Genomic DNA, 19,550 nt, shown 5'->3' with positions numbered 1-19,550 from the left:
TGTATGGACGCTTTAGATACACAGTTAAATAGATTGTTTGATGGAAAAGTGGTCAGAAAAGATCTAGTACATAGAATAAAAAAGGGGACCAACGTTCCTACTTTTGTTCTTGAGTTTTTGCTGGCACGTTACTGTGCTAGTGATGATGAAGCTGAGATCCAAGCAGGTATGGAAGCGGTTTTAGAGACACTGAATGATAACTATGTGCGCCCTAATGAATCGAACATGGCACAATCTAAAGTAGCGACCAAAGGTAAATACCGATTTATTGATAAGGTACATGTAAATTATAGTGAAAAAGATCGTAGACATTGGGCAGCCTTAGAGAACTTTGATTCTAGGAAAGTAGCTATTAGCGAGAAATTCTATCGTGATCATGATCGATTATTACAGGGTGGGTTATGGGCTGAAGTTACTATTGCCTATAACGAAATAGAAGAAGATGATTATACTTTTTATATCGAAGACCTACGTCCCATACAGCTTAGTCGGTTTAATTTTGAACATTACTGTGAAGGTCGGCAGGAGTGTAGTCGTGATGAATGGATGAGTTTCATTTTACGAACTGTCGGATTAGAGCCAGATAAGCTGAGCCCGCGCGTAAAAATACATTTTATTGCACGTTTGCTTCCTCTGGTTGAACCTAACTTTAATTTCATTGAGCTTGGCCCACGTGGCACTGGTAAATCTTACTTCTTTAGTGAGTTTTCTCCTTACTCAACATTGATTAGTGGCGGTCAAGCTACTAAGGCAACGCTATTTTACAATAACCAGCGCAAAAAAATTGGTCTGGTTGGTTTTTGGGATACGGTGGCATTCGATGAAGTCGGAGGCATTAAGGTTAAGGACCAAGATACTATTCAGATCATGAAAGACTTCATGGCGAATGGAAGGTTCTCACGAGGAGTTGAAGTCATTGCTGATGCTTCTATGGCATTCGTTGGTAATCTGGATTTGTCTGTCGAGCAAATTGTAAACTCGGAAGTTTATGATTTATTTCAGCCTTTGCCTAAAGAATTTGATTTAGCGGTAATGGACAGATTTGCATTTTATTTACCGGGCTGGGAAATGCCTAAGAATAGTAGTGAGTTCTTAACTAGTAACTATGGTTTCATTACTGATTACTTAGCCGAAGCTTTTCATTATCAGCTGAAGCAAACCAACCGCTATGAAGAGGTGAGTAGACGTATCAAGCTGGGTAGTGCGGTCGAAGGCCGCGATGAGAAAGGTATTAAAAAGACTGTTGCTGCGTTTCTAAAAATCTTACACCCTAGTGCTCCGCCAACCGATAAAGAGTTTGAAGAGTATGTAAGCTATGCTATAGAGGCACGTCGTCGCGTAAAAGAGCAAATGAATAAGCGGAAATCAGATAATGAGTTTGCGAAGATAAATTTATCTTATTTTGATTCGACGGGTAAAGAGGTCATAATCTATTGTCCTGAATCAAAAGATGCGCATGCTACTCAGAATCCTCAACGAAAGAACATCCATGCAGATAGTGAAATTAATAGCTCTTTATCCACTTTACCTACTCATAAAGCTGAGCACGTTAGCTCTGAATTAGCTGCTGAACCTTATATTACAGAAACTCTTGTCAAAGAATTGACTGAGCAGCATTTTACAATTCACTACGGAGCCACAGGTTATAGCTACGAGACAATTTTTAGTCCTTATTTACAAGGTGCGAAATCAGTTGAAGTCAAAGATCCTTTTATTCGCGAGACTCATCAAATACAAAATTTTGTACGTTTCTGTGAAGCTGTAATCAGCATACAAAACATTAAGAAAATAAAGTTGATTACTACTTATGATGAAGATACTGATGTTAGGAAGATGTCAGGTAGATTGAATGAGCTTCAGCAGAGTTTAATGGAGATAGATATTGAGCTTGAAGTACAGATCAATGAGCACATGCTGCATGATAATGAAATTATCATAGATAATGGATGGGTTTTTAAGATTGACAGAGGGTTAGATTTTTATCAAAAACCTGACAGCTTATTTGGTATCGGTAGTAATAATGTACTATTACGAAAATGTGTAGAGACTAGAGTAGATATATTTAAAAAATAAATTAAATGAAGATAAATGTTAATAGAATCAGTAATACTAGGGCATGTCGAACATTTATAATTTAAGCCAAATAAAGGCACAAGCTAGCGCCACTGTATTCTCATATCTTTGCTTAAGCTTGTCATATCTAATGGCGATTTTAAGTGAACGAATGCACTTTCAAATAAATGGCGGACTTTGGAGCCCATCCCAGATTCTGTGTAACTGCTATCTAGATTAAAATCTTAATAAATATATTTTGCGTGTGAATATATAAATGCCACTTATTGACGGTCAATGAGTATCTGACTAATACATATAGTTATGTAATGATCCCAACTCTGAGTAGTGACTCAAGACTACATCTACAAACTCATTTGCTTCATCTAAATAGTAGTGTACGGGCTTGTACGTATCGACATTAAGAACCCATTGTCCAATACCTCCAAACTCATGACTAGAAATGGTCAGTACCTTGCGGCTTTCTATACGCTGGCATGATAGATATTCAGTTGTTGAAAAAAACCTACCCATTAACGCTTCGCAATGTGGGCATGAGTTTGCCATATAGCTTGTCTTCGCAGTCTTGCTATATCGCTCTCTTAACGGCGAGAACTGGAATTCCGCTAAAAACTCTCGATTAATAAGCTGAATTTCTTGTATTGGCAGCTCTCTTATTTCTGAAGCCTCATCAGCCACCTTTATCCATTGACCGTAAGCATAATCATGGTAAAAAGCTCCGTTGACTGGCTGAATATCTTTATGACATTGCCAGCAATTTGTCTGCATAATTTCAACAGATAAATAACGTTCACCATTGTCCCTTGTAATGAATTCATAGTGCCCGCCAAATAACTGCTTGATAAAATCCACTAGCTCAAGTGAAATAGGGGTAAACGCAGCCAATTTCCTGTCGAATAAGTAACTATTATGAACCCGCATATACTTATCGTGGTCTTGAGAGAGAGTAAATACTGGCAAGCTTTTACGTCGATAGGCATAATCTCCCACTAGGGCGTTATGCTTTTTGGTCCTGCTACCACGTAGTAGCCAAACACACCGAATATTGGATTGGTCGTATAGAGATTGTCTCCGCTGAGTTTCTTTATAGGATTGCGGTGACCACTGTATCTCAACTGCCATTCTTGCTTTGCCTTTTTCTGCAAAGATATCTGCAATCCAAGTATCACCTGCGTCGGTTTGACCGCGTTTTTCTACCTCAACATGCCAGCCCATTTCATGCAAGGTTCTACTTACTAGGTACTTTGCAAATTGATGCTCTCTAGACTCACCATCTGAACCATTACAACCCATTGGTATTTTGCCTTTATGCGCGAAAAACTGTGTACCCAAGGCACTGGTTTTCAATATGGCTGGCAAGCCACAACATGGCATGGTCAGGTCATGTTCTCTTGCTTGAGCTTTAAGCACTACCCATTCAGTTTGTGAGTAATGGAAGCTGTATGTGAGCTCACTATCTTTCAAACATACAAATGCCACAAATTATCCTTATCGTATGATGCCGATCGCTTTTGCAATATCCTTGGTATACCATTTATTTTACTGTGTGACAGCTAATGTACTTAGGGTTTGTTACGGATAGTGTGTTAGACCTCAAACCTCAATTTTGACAAACTCACCTGAGTCAATTTTCGAACCCAAAAAGGGTGCTAACAATATGCCGTATATAGCGTTAGCATATTTTTTTGCTACTACCTATATCTAATCATTATCGATATTTATTCATCACGCTAATAATTTTAAATCCTCGTTAACAAGGCTATAAGCATCTAAGAAATTACTACTTAATCTATAAAATAATTTTATTAAAAGCATAATCGTCAGTGAGCTTTAGCATTAGCCAGCTATTTAAAGACTAATAAACACAATGATAAATACTAAAAAGGCTGCTAATGCGCCGAAGCACCCATTACTGTCATACCAAATTGCCATACATCGCCTTTTTTGAAGGTCGTTGTTTTGTCATTGTGAGCTATGCTGAAGAAATTGTACAAGTAAACTAAGTATAACAATAGATATTTATCGATAAAATAAGAACCCATAACGCAGAATTTAGAGTAGACCTCTAGTTAAGGATGACTATAGATCACTTTTTGAATACTTGCTGTCAGCGTCATGGGCGAATGTTTAACGTATCCTAGCCTTATTAAAACTTCGTTTCACTCATATTTAGCGACAGCAGTTGTCGTATCCTCTAATTAAGGTCTTTTCTGTCATCCATTTTTATACTATAGTTATTGAGTCAGGGCGTTATTAATTTGAAAGAATATAGCAATATAGAGTTAACCCTCGAGGCGCAACGCTTCACCCTATAACTCTGCTATTGCTGGTAAATATCAAAAACTCTGACTGGTATTAATCATTACTCTTATTATCAATAAATCCAAGCGCATATCAAATGATAGCCATTATGAAAATGATGGTAAGAGATTTTGTCTTATCAAAATGATAAGACGAGTCAGTCATTAAAAAATCATATTTTACTTAAATATATTGTTTTATAACGTGGATTCAAAAGCTGCGAACAAACGCGGCTGACTTAAATTTGGCTCAAGAATGAAAACAAAAAATTAGAAACGCTACTATCCAAAAAAAATAAAAAATAAGGAAAATTCTATGACAAATACAAAGAGTGCTTTTGAACCAAAACGTATAGATGATATGCACTGGTCAGATATATCTAAAGTCTCTAAATCAATTCAAGATAATGTACAAAGCAAGCAAAAGATCCCGCTGTTTTATCTGCATAACGAGTCTATCAATGACTATGAAGAGGATATTTACTTTGTGAACAATAGCGATGAGATATTGAGCTTTGTTGCTCCTTATGAATTGATGAAGAGGGATTCAGACAACCCTGAGATAGTCATTTCTGTCGAGCCTAGTGAGCGTGATAAAGTTTTTACCTATACTGATGTATTACCTAAGCAAGGCGTGAAAATTGATCGTCAGCATATCATCTACGATAGTGACTATCTTAATCAAATCATTGTTTATACCATGAGTCGTGCTAACAAGGAGATGTGGGGTGTATGGCGCTTGAGCGTGTGCGAGAAAGGCTTATTTTCGTCATCTTATCCCTTGTTATGGGAGGATAGCACTAAACCATCATGTGTTGTGAGCGCGGAAAAACTAAACGATTCCAAAGATCGACCTATTTTACCTCGCGTATTGCCCATACGTCAGCAGTTGTATGAGAAATGGGCTAATTATTATGACGATGCTTATGCAAGCCTGATGACAGCTATCACAGATGCGATTTATCGTTATGACTTTGGTATTGTAGGATGTTATTACAATAGTAATTGGGATGAGTACAGTACTGAAGCGGAGCTGATCGCCAATCTACTGATTAAGAATAGTGCTGATAGTGTAGAGGAGGTTTTGACAGTAATGATAGCGGTCTATGATTCATCGTTTGGTGCTGGATATACCACAGTGCCTAAAGAGATCGCTGAGCATATCTATGGTCTATGGTTAAGGTATAAAGATATCGTTAAATAATTAAAGGAGAAGGTTATGATGTTTCCAATTGAAAATAATGATACTTTTTTACTGTTCTTTCATGGTCTTGATTCGAGCAATGAAACTAGTAAGTATACTTGTATTACCCGTGAGCCTAAGTACTGTCAAACCGTCAATTACAGACAGAATTTTAATGAAATTTTCGATGTTTACGACATATTAATACAAGAAAAAATGAAACAGTATCCGCGAGTGGTCTTAGCAGGACATTCGCTTGGCGGTTGGTTTGCCAATCACTTCGCGCATAAATATAATCTACGTGCGCTATTGATAGCACCTTGTATTTATCCTAGTGAGGTCTTAGCCGATCGAATACCTGAGGTGGCTAATATAAAGCTGTCATTTCCTACCTCAAGTACTGAAATGATGCGAGTCATGGTTGAGATCGAGGACGAATGCTTGGATGTAGCCGTTGCTAGACGGACGTTGGTCAACCTGCCTGAGAGCTGGGACGTGGACTACTTTGAGCGCGGTCATCATCGAATTGCTCGCAGTGAAGATATTTGGTATCACTTAGTCCATCTATGCGAAGACCCTATCATTTGGATGGATGAGGCAACGTATCATGGGGAAGATTAACTGACACTATTGATATCATTAAAAAGTATGATCAGGTAGTAATGAGGTTTATCACTCTAAAAGAGTATATAGCAGGTAACAACCAAACCCCGATATTAATAGCGTCACCTAAGAAAATTAAATTTCATACCCCCGCCCTCTACACTATATAAATAATAGCATATAGAGCTTTTCCAGTTTGTCAGAGTAAGATTGTTCCATGGCATATGCAAATATTGATGATATTTTAAACACCATAATATTGAGGGACTTACTACCTAATAAGTTATAGTTTGAGTAAGAACTTGATCTACTTTAGCGTTAACTATTTCTAGTATCGATTTGAATGTTGAGCATAGCTCGACTATAAAACTGACTACATCAGTGTATTTATACGGACTCTAATGCTTGCTGGCAAGCTTCAGCTAAATAAGGGTCAACCGTATCTTGTTTTAGCAGCCACTTCAGATATCCAGCCCCATCTGAATGGGTAGCCAAATCTGCAATAGCCTCACCTTTATGCTTGCCAAAACTTAAATGCGTGGGTACACGTGCCATCTGGCTAAATCCATATAAGCTCTTCACATCACTTATTTCATGACCCTGACTATTAGCCAAGTCAATCAAACTACCAAGCACCAGCTCAGCAAAGTAAATATCGGCAATGGCAGCATGAGCATCTCTTGCTTGAGCACGCGCTATATCTCGGTGAAAATGATAGAGGAGGGGTACTAGCTTATGACTTTTCAGCGTAGGAAGAAGGAAATTAGCCATTGCATTGATGCATATCAACTTAGGTGTATGAGTCACACCCACATTTTTAAGAACTGTCATATCGAAATCGATATTATGACCAATTAAGTAATAAACACTGTTAGGCAGTCTAAAATCTGTATGAGGTGGTTCACCTGCCACATCCTCATTACAGATATGTGATATCGCCATAGAGCCCAAGCTAATTTATTTTAAAGGGTTGAAGCGCTTAGCTCTCGGCTCCTGCAACACAGTCACCTTGCCATCGATGATATCAACAATAGAGTAGGAGGACTCAGTCATATGTGGCTAGATTAATCCTGTTGTTTCTGTGTCAAGTATGTATGTGGTCATAATTAGCCTTCATAAATATGAGGAGCTTAGCAGTCTGTTATAGATGGTTCTATTATATCAGTCTATTTTAAGTGGTATATTAATGGGTTTGGAGGGTGAGATACCTGGTTCCTTTGGGGTATACCCTAATTTACAATGCTCACTTGAAGTTAATAAGTCCAAAAAAGATTTGTTGGTAATTTTCATATCATTCAAAGTAGTTAGCTAACTCTCCCAAGCATAAGATACTTATCCAGTAGAATTAAGCTGCCTAGTTTAGTTTTTGCATTGGCGTAAACATACAAACAATCAAATGGAAAAATTATTATGATGTCTAAGCTAATCATTGTGGTGCTCATACTGTTATTTTTATCTGGTTTGTCAGGGCTACTGGAAATTGTATTTTACAACGGTATTAATGCCGATGGTATATTGCAAGAAAGTTTCTTTTTGCCGTTATCCTTCATATTGGCAACACTAGCGGTCGTACTTTATATATGCTCAATAGCAACTAAACTAATATCTGCAAAGCTCAAATGCTGATGATGGAAGCCTTATTTATGATTCATAATTTCAGAGCCACTTTTTATTTTTAGAATGTTCATATAACAGTCGTTTAACTAACGTCAATGACGAACACCCAACCTTATTTTATACTCTGCAATTATCTTCTATTATTACTAACATGTAAAAGTCATTTTATTCTAATGCTGGTTATTATTTCTCATAAACAATGTAAAGTAGGCGTTATAGATCAGATAGTAAGTAATGAGCTGAATCTATAGTGCTAAAAAAACATATGATTTACAGATACTGATCTTTCAGTCAACCTTATTAGGATTAAAATAATGACTCTTTCCGTAAATAAAAACAATGTAGCCTCACTTGCTCAAGAGTCTGGTATCCAACTTATTAAAGCAGGTACTTATAAGCTAAACCAACTCGCTGGCTTACTTGAAGTTAACAACCTAAAAAGTCAGATGGCAGAAGTTAGCGTCACCAATAATACTAATGGTTTAACGGTTGGTTTTTTTGCCATGCAACCTGGTGTTGAGTTTGAGTACACTTATGAATTTGTAGAATACAAAGTAATCACTAAGGGTAAAATTGTGATGCGGGATTTACAAGGCAACAAATACGTGGCAGAAGTAGGTGATATCTTACTATTTACACCTAACGTGACGGTTATATTTGATGGCGAAAGTGATGGTGAGGCAGTTTATACCGCACATCGCAGTGCTGATAACATGTTTGCACCTAAGTAAAATTTCAGGCTTATTATGAAAAATACATGATGAGCCTGTTAGCTGATTTCATGGTTGTTAATAACGATTTGAACAAGTCATCTGCCTTCGATCTATTGAGGAGGGTAGATACATCAAGTACTCACGATTAAGCTTCTAATATTCATGATTGTGATGGCCATAAGCTCACCATTTCCTGCCACGTAAAAGCCTGATTTATGATTTTAGCTTTCATGAATCTCACCTCATAATGACAGCAGTCTATTAGTTACTCTGGTTTTCATAACCTACCTTGCGAATAGATTGTCAGTTATTTGAATATGTTATTGTCTAGGACAACGTTATGAATATAATCACACCTAAAATTGTCGTTATTGGCGGCGGTGCTGGTGGTTTAGAGCTTGTAACCCAATTAGGACACAAGTTAGGAAAGAAAAAGCAAGCCGATATATTATTAATAGATAAAAACCGTACTCATATTTGGAAACCGTTACTGCATGAAGTCGCGACAGGCTCTATTGATTCTGATTTAGATGGTGTGGTGTACTCGGCGCATGCTGCTCAGCATCATTACCACTTTCAGCTGGGGGAATTTGATAATATTGATCAAAAAACTAAAACCATCACTCTTGCTGCACTGTATGATGAATCAGGCCATACTATCTTGCCGGAACGCCACGTGCACTACGATCATCTTGTTATTGCCATTGGCAGCATAAGTAACGACTTCAATACCCCTGGGGTGAAGGAAAACTGCTACTTTTTGGACTCAACTCAGCAAGCTCAACGTTTTCAGCATTCATTGCTTGATGGTTTTACGCGTCTTCATCAAGATGATAACCAGCAGCAAGCACTTAATATCGCCATTGTTGGTGGAGGTGCAACGGGAGTAGAACTTTCAGCTGAGCTGTACCATGTGTCTAATCTATTAAAGCTATACGGCTTGACAAATATGTCGCCGAAACGTTTACACATCCATTTAATTGAAGCGGGACCACGCATTTTACCTGCCTTGCCTGAGCGTATTGCATCAAGTGCTAAGCGCGAATTATTGAAACTAGGCGTTCATGTACGTGAACATACACAGGTGAAAGAGGCGACGAAGTACGGCTTTATTACGAAAGATGATGAGCAGATTGAGGCTGATATCATGGTATGGGCGGCAGGCGTAAAAGCCCCTGATTTTATTAAAGATTTGGGGGTTTTTGAGCTTACTTCTAATAATCAAATTCGGGTAAATAAATTTTTACAAAGCACGGTTGATGACCGTATCTTTGTATTAGGCGATTGCTGCGCCTTCACCCAAACCGATGGCAAACAAGTGCCACCGCGCGCGCAATCTGCACATCAAATGGCAAAATGTGTTGAAAAAAATATAATTGCAACGTTAAGAAAGCAGCCACTACGAGGTTTTACCTATAACGATTATGGGTCACTGGTTAATCTATCACGTTACGGTACTGTGGGAAACTTAATGGGTAATCTCACCAATAACAGCTTTTTCATTGAAGGAAAGATTGCCCGTTTTATGTACATATCGCTCTATCGCATGCATCAGATGTCTATTCATGGTGCCTTCAAGACATTTGCTTTATGGATTAGCGAAAAGATACTACGCATAGGTCGTCCAAAGATCAAATTACATTAAGTAAAACGACAGCGATAAACTGATTATCGCTGTCGTTTTTTTACACTATCATAAGAGGTTTGCGACGGGCACTAGAGGCGCATGAAAGGTGCGGTTCGGCTGATCTTCGACTCAGCGACTGTTTCAGGTAATCCTTGCGCCACGATATGGCCACCTTCACCACCTGCACCAGGGCCGATATCAATCACCCAATCACTACTACTAGCAACCTGCATGTCGTGTTCGACCATGATAACGCTGTTACCGGCATCAACAAGTCCATTCAATTGCGCCATCAACATCGAGACATCTTTTGGGTGCAAACCCGTTGTTGGCTCATCTAGGATATACAGCGTATCGCCGCGCTGCGTTCGCTGCAATTCAGTGGCAAGTTTAATACGTTGGGCTTCACCGCCAGATAGCTCAGTTGCTGGTTGGCCAAGTCGTAAGTAGCCAAGCCCGACTTGTAGCAAGGCACTTAATGCTCGCAAGATAGCAGGGTCGTCTGCAAAGAATTCATAAGCTGATTCAACCGTGAGCGCCAGCACATCGGCGATGTTTTTGTCACGATACGTGACCTCTAGCGTGTCCTCATTGTAGCGCTGTCCGTGACAGACTTGGCAAGGCGAATAGACGCTAGGAAGAAACAGTAGCTCGACACTCACAAAGCCTAAGCCTTCACAATTAGGACAACGACCTTTAGTCGTGTTGAATGAAAAACGCCCTGCGTTGTAACGACGAGATTTTGCCTCGCTCGTTGACGCGAATAGCTTACGGACATGATCAAACAGTCCGGTATAGGTAGCAAGGTTTGAGCGCGGCGTACGCCCAATAGCTTTTTGATCGACGGTTACCAGTCGTTTGACATCATCCATACCCTCAATGATTTGTCCACCGGTTGGCGTCTCCAACTCTTGCTCAAGTAAATCGGCTTCGCCAGTTGGAGCTTCAACCGTTTGTTTTTGTCCTAGAGCCTCATAAACGAGCTCTACCAAAGCTTGACTCACTAGACTCGACTTTCCTGAACCTGATACACCCGTGACAGTAGTCATCACACCCAATGGAAAACCGACATCCAGCTCTTGTAAGTTATTACGCGTAATCCCTGTAAGTTTAAGCCACGCTGTCGGCTCTCTTGGTGTGCGTTTTACGATAGCGTCAGTGCTGAACAGATAGCGGCTGGTATGCGAGTGAGTCAAGTCGCGCAATCCCTCTACAGGACCACTATAAATCACCTCGCCGCCATGAGTACCCGCATTGGGGCCAACGTCTACGATCCAATCAGCGTGTCTGATGACGCTCACATCATGCTCGACGACAAACACTGAGTTACCAGCGGCAATGAGCTCATCTAAGGCACTTAGTAATGCTTGGGTATCTGCTGGATGAAGACCAGCGGATGGTTCATCTAGTACATAAACCACCCCAAAAAGTTGTGAGCGAATTTGAGTGGCTAGGCGTAAGCGTTGTAGCTCACCAGGAGATAGTGTAGGTGTGGTGCGCTCAAGTGATAAGTACCCCAAACCCAATAGGGTCAGTGCTTTTACCCGAGATAACATATCACTGGCAATGCGCTGAGCGACGATAGCCTTTTCACGATTTGCCATATTGTCAGTTGGGACTTTATTGGCCGCAGTCTCAAGCTTGCGCGCCAGTTCGATAAAGGTCAGTTGCGACAGCTCCCCAATATCAAGTCCTGCGAACGTAACGGATAGTGATTCTTTTTTCAGTTTTTTACCATCACATTCTGGACATACAGAGATTTGCATAAACTGAGAAACGCGCTTTTTTGTCAATGAGCTCTGAGTAGTGGCAAAAGAATGCAGTATGAAGCGCTTTGCACTCGAAAACGTGCCCATATAGTTGGGCTTTTCGCCGCTCTCAATCGCTTTTCTTACTTGCTCAAGGCTGTATTCAGGGTAGACAGGAACGGTTGGGGTTTCATCTGTAAACAAGATCCAATCGCGGGTTTCTTTTGGCAGTTTATGCCAAGGCGTGTCAATATCGTAGCCGAGTGACACCAGTATGCGGCTTAGGTTTTTGCCTTGCCACGCTGGTGGCCATGCTGCGATAGCACGCTCTCGAATGGTTTTGGTGTTATCAGGTACTAGTAACTCTTCGGTGACTTCAAACACGCGGCCAATACCAGAGCAAGTAGGACAGGCACCCTCAGGTGTATTTGGCGAAAACGCATCGGCATACAATATCTCTTGACCAGTAGGATAATCTCCAGCTCGTGAATAGAGCATGCGTAGCCCGTTTGAGATAGAGGTAACACTGCCCACTGATGAACGCACTGAGGGCGTACCTCGTTGTTGTTGTAGAGCAACTGCTGGCGGCAGACCTTCTATCATATCAACATCAGGCTCATCAACTTGATCTATCAATCGACGCGCATAAGGGGATACTGAATCTAAATAACGACGTTGTGACTCAGCAAATAAAGTGCCAAAAGCAAGTGATGACTTACCTGATCCTGATATACCGGTAAAAACGACCAGTGCATCACGAGGTAAATCTACATCTATATTCTTTAAGTTATGAACGCGAGCTCCCCTGACTCGAACACTGTGGTCAGTGTCACAGAGAATGTCTTTATTGATATGTTTATTGTTATTGGTGGCCATAAACAGGCGACTCCTATTGAATTGTATTTCTTGATTTTAAATATATTTGGATTTTGCTCATTGACGTTTGCAGTCATGGATAAGTGTTATTTATCTATTGATATTCTTTATAAAAGGTTGAATGTAATAAGAAGAATTTTAACATTTTGTTGCTATTACAGAGTCTGTGCGTTACTTACATAGTACGCGGACTCACATAAATAGACAGGGTATCAAGTGTTATAAAGCTGATTTCAATGACGAAAAAGGGTCCTGCAAAATTTGCAGGACCCTTTTTCGGTAGTATTGATACTAATATTAGCGGTTACGAACGAGCGGTCCGTAAGACTGCTGTTATGCTTCTTTGAAGCAATAAACGGCAAGCTTATTACCATCTAGATCACGAACATAGGCCGCGTAAGCGTTAGGCGCCCAATCGCGTGTACCAGGCTGGCCTTCATCTTGAGCACCAGCGCTCAATGCTGCTGCATGAAATGCGTCAATAGCAGCGCGGCTTGGTGCTTCAAAGCTCACCATATTACCATTACCAACACTAGCTGGTTGACCATTATTAGGTTTCATAACAAATAAAGATGGTGCATCTACGCCCCATATTGAACCATTATCACCTAGGTCAGCAATACGTTTAAGCCCTAGAATCTCTAAAACGTTGTCATAGAATGTACGTGCTTGATTAACATCGTTAGTGCCAAGGGTAACGTGAGTAAAAATGCTCATGTGTTGTTCTCCGGTTGTGGATGATTTTTTATCAATAGTTTTTCTATCGAGTTGCAGCAAGTTTGCCGCGTCGTCTGTCGATAGAAACCATCATACGTTATTTCATATAAAAGATAATAGGTCTAAAAAGAAAATGACTTTTACCATAAGGTAATAATAATTTTTATTAATAGAGGCTCGTATATCTACTCATGTTTGAACAATGCCATTATTTGTTCCGTCACCATCAAGACTGTTTATATAACTACTCAGCCAGAGACTTAAGGCTAACTGCTTACGCAAAATAATTTACTGTAAGTAGCCATTTTTAGATTTTATATCGGGCGGCAGATCGGTTTCTCCCAGTGCCTCTAGTAAGTTAATTTCGATGGTACGCGACAGAGCACTCAGTGGTAGATTGTTAGCGGCCAAGCCAAAAGGCGATTCCAACTCCTCACTAAGAGCATCTAAACCAAAAAAAGTATAGGCGATCACTGCACAGACAAACGGAGTAGCCCATCCCAGAGATGACACCAAACCAAAAGGCAACATAAAGCAATATAAGTAGGTGGTGCGATGTACTAACAGCGTATAAGCAAATGGTAGTGGCGTATAATGAATGCGCTCGCAGGCGGCCAAAACTACAGTCATAGAGGTCAGCCGTTCATCCATGTTCTGTACTAGAAATTCCTATAATAATCGCTCACGTCGGCTATAACCGACCTTTTTCCCCATCAGCCGCAGCAGGTACTCGGGCAGATTTTGCGCTTGGCGCATGCTGAGGTGATGCTCGGGTTCTACAAAACGATCAACGTCCTGCCAAGGTTCAGTGTCACGTAGTCGATGGCGCAGAGCATGAGTAAAGGCGATGGTTAGGTGAATCATACGGCGCTGGGTTTGCCGTCCAGTCTCCGTTTCTTCATCCATAAATGAGAGCACTTGGCGGGCCAAGCTACGAGCATCCACTACTAGCTGACCCCATTGACCCCTAGCTTCCCACCAGCGTTGATAGCTGGCATTGTTACGAAAGCCGAGGAACAATGATAAAGCAACCCCTAGAAAAGTGAAGGGAGCCGTACTATAAGAGGAGAAGAAGCCTGGAAACCAGTACTGGATGCCTGCTATTAGAGTGCTAAGCAAGATGGTGAGAAAAATCTGAGGATAAATTTTTGGTAGGATAGAGCCGCGCAAGGTAAAAAACAGCTTGAGTGCGTTCGGTTTTTGCTTGACGATCATGTCAGCCTCCTAACGATCGAGTTGGTTAGAGTAGTGTGCAAGACCTCCAAGTAATTAGATGATTTATCTTTCGAGGTGCGAGGCCTTAAAGTATGGGTAGTTCTTACTATCACCCAGTTAGGGTTTAGATAAATGTGCTGCTAAATAATCTAGTAGCAGCCTAATTTTTGGCGACAAATGGCGATTATGAGGATATAGAGCCCAAATAGCTTCCTCAGGTTCCCTAAGATTATCCAATAAGCTGACCAGCTCCCCCGATTCTAAATGCTTTTGTACGTAGTAATCAGGTAGCTGCACAATACCCAATCCCTTTATAGCCGCATCGACTAAACTATAACCGCTGTTATAACGCACGCTACCTGTCACTCGAATGTTTTTCTCTTTACCAGACTCTTTAAAGTGCCAGTAGTCTAGCGTCCCCAGCAGACAGTTATGTTGACCAAGTTCGGTCAGAGAATGCGGTATGCCGTATTTCTCAATATAGGAGGGCGCCGCACAGACAAAATTAGTACGACTACTGAGTTTTTTTGCCATCATAGTCGAATCACGAAGCTTTCCAATGCGAATGGCTAAATCATAGCCCTCTTCAATCAAATCAACCTGCTGATTACTCAAAAAGGCAGTCACTTCAATATCACTATATTGCACCATAAAGTCATTCACCAATGGCATCAATTGTTGTTCACCATAAGTGACAGGAGTTGTCAGTTTAATCATGCCTTGCGGTTTTGACTGCAAATTAGTCACCGCTTGCTCTGCGGCATCGAGACCATCAAGTACCCCGCGGCAGTGCTGATAAAAAACACGGCCTTCTTCTGTTAGCGAGACCTTACGAGTCGTTCGGTAAAGTAATTTAATATTGAGACGTTGTTCTAAGGCGCTGACTTGTCGACTTACTTGAGCGGTCGAGATGCCTATTTTCTTTGCAGCTTTCGTAAAACTCTCGTATTCAGCCACGTAAACGAACTCACTGATACCATCCCATTTCATCATTATTACCTATATGCAAAAGATAGTTTCGAATATAGCATATTATCATCTAATCAGAAATAGATATAATACAAGCATAAATTCAAACAGGCTCCAGTTCATTGCAACTAAAGCTTGCTAATACAAGAGGTGCAAAATGAGTTGGATGTTTCTTTTTTTCGGAGTGGTTGCAGAAGCTTTATCTCACGTTGCATTAAAACAGACGGATGGCTTCACTAAGCCGTTAGCAAGTATGTTAGTTCTGTTAGGACATCTAGCTGCATTTGTTTTTTTAGGACAGGCTATGAAAGGAATGCCGGTTGGTATTGTTCATGCGCTATGGGCAGGACTTGCGATAGTGACGGTAACGGCATTGTCTGCGGTTATCTACCGACAACATCTCGATTTGAGCACTTGGATCGGCATGGGGTTGGTTGCAGTAGGCGTTGCTACCATTAGCCTATCACAAGGGCATAGCCATTGATGTAAAGTAGCAACGAAGTACTGTATCCTTTTAAGTAGCTGCATTTGATGGGGCTAAAAGATAATAGTAAAGCAGTAGAACACTCATATCACAAAATGGTAAGGTAAATAGAGATCAAATTTTTCGCTCAGCTCAACATGGTGTTCTAGAAATATGTCTGAGTTGAACAGGGACAACAATCAACTAACCAAAAAGAGAGACTCTTATGTCAGATAAATTTATTAAATCGAAAGCCGCCATTGCTTGGGGGCCAAATCAGCCGCTATCTATCGAAGAAGTGGATGTCATGCTGCCGCGCAAAGGCGAAGTCTTGGTAAAAATCATCGCTAGCGGCGTTTGTCATACCGATGCCTTTACCTTATCTGGTGAAGACCCAGAAGGTGTATTCCCAGCGATTTTGGGTCATGAAGGTGGTGGTATCGTTGAGCAAATTGGTGAAGGCGTCACCAGTGTCCAAGTTGGCGACCATGTCATTCCTCTATACACCGCAGAATGTGGTGAATGTAAATTCTGTACTTCAGGTAAAACCAACCTATGCTCAGCAGTGCGCGAGACTCAAGGTAAAGGTCTGATGCCAGACGGCACAACGCGTTTTTATAAAGATGGTCAGCCAATTTACCATTACATGGGTTGCTCAACTTTTTCTGAATATACTGTCTTGCCAGAGATCTCATTGGCTAAAGTCAATAAAGAAGCGCCATTAGAAGAAGTTTGCTTGCTAGGTTGTGGCGTCACGACTGGTATGGGTGCGGTCATGAACACTGCAAAAGTCGAAGAAGGTGCTACGGTCGCTATCTTTGGCATGGGCGGTATTGGGCTGTCAGCGGTCATCGGTGCTGCAATGGCAAAAGCCAGCCGCATCATTGTGATTGATATCAATGAAAGCAAGTTTGAGTTAGCCAAAAAACTAGGCGCAACTGACTGTATTAATCCAAAAGATTATGACAAACCAATTCAGGAAGTCATCGTTGAGTTAACCGATGGCGGTGTTGATTATTCGTTTGAATGTATCGGTAACGTCGATGTGATGCGTTCCGCGCTTGAGTGCTGCCATAAAGGCTGGGGCGAGTCGGTTATTATCGGCGTGGCTGGTGCAGGTAAAGAAATTTCAACCCGTCCATTCCAGTTAGTGACTGGTCGTGTCTGGAAAGGTTCAGCATTTGGCGGCGTGAAAGGTCGTACGGAATTGCCAGGTTATGTTGAGCGCTATCTAGCGGGCGAAATCCCATTACAGGATTTCATTACTCATACCATGCCATTAGAAGACATCAATGAAGCGTTTGACTTGATGCATAAAGGCGAGAGTATTCGTACGGTTATTCATTTTTAAGAATGAGTCATCATGATCTTTTTTAACAAATAATCGGTCATTTATAGGTGATTAACATTAAGTAGTTATGTTGTCATGATAACAGTGCTGTCTCTTTTTGGGGGCAGCATTTAATGTTTTAACAGAGGTGTTTTAGTATGTCCATAGAGAATATTAGTGTCAATAAAAGTTTTGGTGGCTGGCATAAGCAGTATAGCCATCATTCAAAATCATTAAATTGTAGTATGCAGTTTGCTATTTACTTGCCGCCTCAGATGGGCAGTGGTACAAAAGTCCCTGTCCTTTATTGGTTGTCAGGCTTGACCTGCACAGATGAGAACGTCATGCAGAAGTCTGGGATACAGCGTATTGCTGCAGAATTGGGTATCGCTATTGTCGCCCCAGATACTAGCCCTCGTGGTGAAGATGTTGCTGATGATGCAGCCTACGATTTAGGTCAAGGGGCAGGATTCTACGTTAATGCTACTGAGATGCCTTGGAGCAAGCACTACCAGATGTATGATTATGTGGTCAATGAGTTGCCTGAGTTAATTGAGGCATCGTTTCCAGTATCTGATAAGAGAGCCATTTCTGGTCATTCGATGGGTGGTCTTGGTGCGTTGAACATTGGCATGCTTAACCCAGAGCGTTACCGCTCAATGTCTGCTTTTAGTCCTATCAGTAACCCTGTGAATTCTCCATGGGGACAAAAAGCTTTTACTGCTTATTTAGGTGAAGATAAAGCCAATTGGCTGAACTACGATCCTAGTGAGCTCATGAAACGAGCAACTGAATTAGTTCCTGCTAAAGTAGATCAGGGTGAGTCTGACAACTTCCTTGTAGAGCAGCTCAAGCCAGAAGCTTTACTCGCAGCTGCAGAATCAAACGATTATCCTTTAATGTATCAATTGCATGAGGGCTATGACCATAGTTACTATTTTATCGCCAGCTTTATTGAAGAGCATTTGCGCTTTCATGCCAAACATCTAAGTCAGTAAACTGAACAACTGATGAAATATTTTTAGCTAACCGTAACACTATCAGTAATAGTGTTACGGGACTGATTTCGAGTATGGTAGCTATACCCTTACACCGTATAGGCAAGGCATATTGTTTTCAAAGGGTTTGCGTTATAACTGTAGATCATATGCCTTCAAAGGAAACTCTAATCATCATGCATTTACTCCAAAACAAGATTAAAATTTTTAGCACACTAATCACTATTTTTTGTCTTACGCTATCATTACACGTCAATGCAGCAGGCTCACTAATTGACTCTGTCAAAAATGCTGAGAATAAATTGGGTGCTCGAATCGGCATGGCTGTGCATGATTTAGAGACCGAGCAACGCTGGGAGTATAGAGCTGATGAACGTTTTCCTTTAAGCAGTACTTTTAAAACACTTGCTTGTGCCAATGTTCTTCATAATGTTGACTTAGGTCAGGAAAAGATAGATAGAGTCATAAGGTTCTCTAAAAGAAATCTGGTTACTTACTCTCCTGTGACAGAAAAGCAGGTAGGCAAAAAAGGTATGTCTCTTGGGGAGTTGTGTCATGCAACCCTGTCAACCAGTGATAATTCAGCTGCCAACTTTATTTTGCAAGCCATAGGTGGACCTAAATCTCTCACTCATTTTTTACGTTCTATTGGGGACAATACAACGCGACTTGATCGCTGGGAAACTGAGCTGAATGAGGCGACACCTAAAGATAAAAGAGATACCACCACACCAATGGCAATGATAACGACACTTGAAAAATTAGTGGTGGGAGAAACATTATCTACTGAGTCTCGTCAACAACTGCAATCTTGGCTTAAGGCTAATGAGGTTGGTGATGCGCTGTTTCGTAAAGGTGTTCCAAGTGACTGGATCATAGCAGACAGAACAGGCGCTGGCGGTTATGGATCACGTGCGATTACGGCTGTAATGTGGCCTCCAGGTCGCAAACCTATCATCGCCGCTTTATACATTACGGACACCGATGCTTCGTTTGAAGATAGAAACGCTGTGATTGCGAAAATCGGTATAGAGATAGCAAACACAGTGTTGATAGAACGTACTCTTGAATAATCTAATGAATAAGGATGAAAGGTAGATCAAAAATAGTTTAATTTA

General features: G+C 40.9%; 14 protein-coding genes and 2 pseudogenes. 9 read left to right on the top strand and 7 right to left on the bottom strand.

What is annotated here, in order from left to right; genetic code table 11:
• Positions 1 to 3: 3 nt before the first annotated feature.
• Entirely contained in the window at positions 4 to 2,073 is a 2,070-nt protein-coding gene (gene brxL, locus CXF69_RS14275) for a BREX system Lon protease-like protein BrxL (RefSeq protein WP_102077890.1), read from the top strand.
• 54 nt (positions 2,074 to 2,127) lie between these two features.
• On the opposite strand, the pseudogene CXF69_RS01050 reads toward brxL, so the two are convergent.
• A pseudogene (locus tag CXF69_RS01050) lies at positions 2,128 to 2,252 on the bottom strand (IS5/IS1182 family transposase); the annotation flags it as partial.
• A 109-nt stretch (positions 2,253 to 2,361) separates the two neighbouring features.
• Positions 2,362 to 3,483: a competence protein CoiA gene (locus CXF69_RS01045; protein WP_228706733.1), complete on the bottom strand. Its 1,122-nt coding sequence runs from the start codon at positions 3,481 to 3,483 to the stop codon at positions 2,362 to 2,364.
• Positions 3,484 to 4,689: 1,206 nt separating this feature from the next.
• Between CXF69_RS01045 and CXF69_RS01040 the strand changes: the two genes are divergently transcribed.
• Positions 4,690 to 5,577, top strand: a complete 888-nt coding sequence (locus CXF69_RS01040; RefSeq protein WP_102077892.1) for a hypothetical protein — start codon at positions 4,690 to 4,692, stop codon at positions 5,575 to 5,577.
• A 15-nt stretch (positions 5,578 to 5,592) separates the two neighbouring features.
• Positions 5,593 to 6,177: a YqiA/YcfP family alpha/beta fold hydrolase gene (locus CXF69_RS01035; RefSeq protein ID WP_102077893.1), complete on the top strand. Its 585-nt coding sequence runs from the start codon at positions 5,593 to 5,595 to the stop codon at positions 6,175 to 6,177.
• Between the two features lie 369 nt (positions 6,178 to 6,546).
• Here CXF69_RS01035 and CXF69_RS01030 read toward each other — a convergent pair whose 3' ends face one another.
• The gene (locus tag CXF69_RS01030) at positions 6,547 to 7,101 is read right to left on the bottom strand and encodes a 3'-5' exonuclease (RefSeq protein WP_228706727.1); all 555 of its coding nucleotides are present in this window, start codon (positions 7,099 to 7,101) and stop codon (positions 6,547 to 6,549) included.
• Positions 7,102 to 8,090: 989 nt separating this feature from the next.
• Between CXF69_RS01030 and CXF69_RS01020 the strand changes: the two genes are divergently transcribed.
• Positions 8,091 to 8,507 (top strand): cupin domain-containing protein, encoded by a 417-nt coding sequence (locus CXF69_RS01020; RefSeq protein WP_102076501.1) that lies wholly within the window; start codon positions 8,091 to 8,093, stop codon positions 8,505 to 8,507.
• A gap of 322 nt (positions 8,508 to 8,829) precedes the next feature.
• On the top strand, positions 8,830 to 10,134 hold the full coding sequence (locus CXF69_RS01015; RefSeq protein ID WP_102076502.1) for an NAD(P)/FAD-dependent oxidoreductase: 1,305 nt from the start codon (positions 8,830 to 8,832) through the stop codon (positions 10,132 to 10,134).
• Between the two features lie 71 nt (positions 10,135 to 10,205).
• Here the strand turns inward: CXF69_RS01015 and uvrA are convergent, their stop codons facing one another.
• The 4 genes and pseudogenes from uvrA to CXF69_RS00995 all read right to left on the bottom strand — a co-directional run bounded on the left by uvrA (position 10,206) and on the right by CXF69_RS00995 (position 15,662).
• The gene (gene uvrA, locus CXF69_RS01010) at positions 10,206 to 12,740 is read right to left on the bottom strand and encodes an excinuclease ABC subunit UvrA (RefSeq protein ID WP_102077894.1); all 2,535 of its coding nucleotides are present in this window, start codon (positions 12,738 to 12,740) and stop codon (positions 10,206 to 10,208) included.
• A 333-nt stretch (positions 12,741 to 13,073) separates the two neighbouring features.
• Positions 13,074 to 13,457: a VOC family protein gene (locus tag CXF69_RS01005; RefSeq protein ID WP_102076504.1), complete on the bottom strand. Its 384-nt coding sequence runs from the start codon at positions 13,455 to 13,457 to the stop codon at positions 13,074 to 13,076.
• A 288-nt stretch (positions 13,458 to 13,745) separates the two neighbouring features.
• Positions 13,746 to 14,672: pseudogene (locus CXF69_RS01000) on the bottom strand (bestrophin family protein).
• Between the two features lie 117 nt (positions 14,673 to 14,789).
• On the bottom strand, positions 14,790 to 15,662 hold the full coding sequence (locus CXF69_RS00995) for a LysR family transcriptional regulator (RefSeq protein WP_102076505.1): 873 nt from the start codon (positions 15,660 to 15,662) through the stop codon (positions 14,790 to 14,792).
• Positions 15,663 to 15,798: 136 nt separating this feature from the next.
• On the opposite strand from CXF69_RS00995, the gene CXF69_RS00990 reads away from it, so the two are divergent.
• The 4 genes from CXF69_RS00990 (at position 15,799) to blaCARB (ending at position 19,505) form a co-directional block, all read left to right on the top strand.
• Positions 15,799 to 16,125 (top strand): DMT family transporter, encoded by a 327-nt coding sequence (locus CXF69_RS00990; RefSeq protein WP_102076506.1) that lies wholly within the window; start codon positions 15,799 to 15,801, stop codon positions 16,123 to 16,125.
• A 205-nt stretch (positions 16,126 to 16,330) separates the two neighbouring features.
• Positions 16,331 to 17,455 (top strand): S-(hydroxymethyl)glutathione dehydrogenase/class III alcohol dehydrogenase, encoded by a 1,125-nt coding sequence (locus CXF69_RS00985; RefSeq protein WP_102076507.1) that lies wholly within the window; start codon positions 16,331 to 16,333, stop codon positions 17,453 to 17,455.
• A gap of 143 nt (positions 17,456 to 17,598) precedes the next feature.
• The gene (gene fghA, locus CXF69_RS00980) at positions 17,599 to 18,432 is read left to right on the top strand and encodes an S-formylglutathione hydrolase (protein ID WP_228706521.1); all 834 of its coding nucleotides are present in this window, start codon (positions 17,599 to 17,601) and stop codon (positions 18,430 to 18,432) included.
• Between the two features lie 176 nt (positions 18,433 to 18,608).
• Positions 18,609 to 19,505 carry a CARB/PSE/RTG family carbenicillin-hydrolyzing class A beta-lactamase gene (gene blaCARB, locus CXF69_RS00975; RefSeq protein ID WP_102076509.1) on the top strand — a complete coding sequence of 299 codons (897 nt, stop codon included), beginning with the start codon at positions 18,609 to 18,611 and terminating at the stop codon, positions 19,503 to 19,505.
• Positions 19,506 to 19,550: the final 45 nt, after the last annotated feature.

The sequence above is a fragment of the Psychrobacter sp. Choline-02u-9 genome (genome assembly GCF_002836505.1).
Lineage (GTDB): Bacteria > Pseudomonadota > Gammaproteobacteria > Pseudomonadales > Moraxellaceae > Psychrobacter.
Note: the sequence above shows the minus strand (reverse complement) of the source record. Positions and strands in the feature narration are given on the sequence as shown.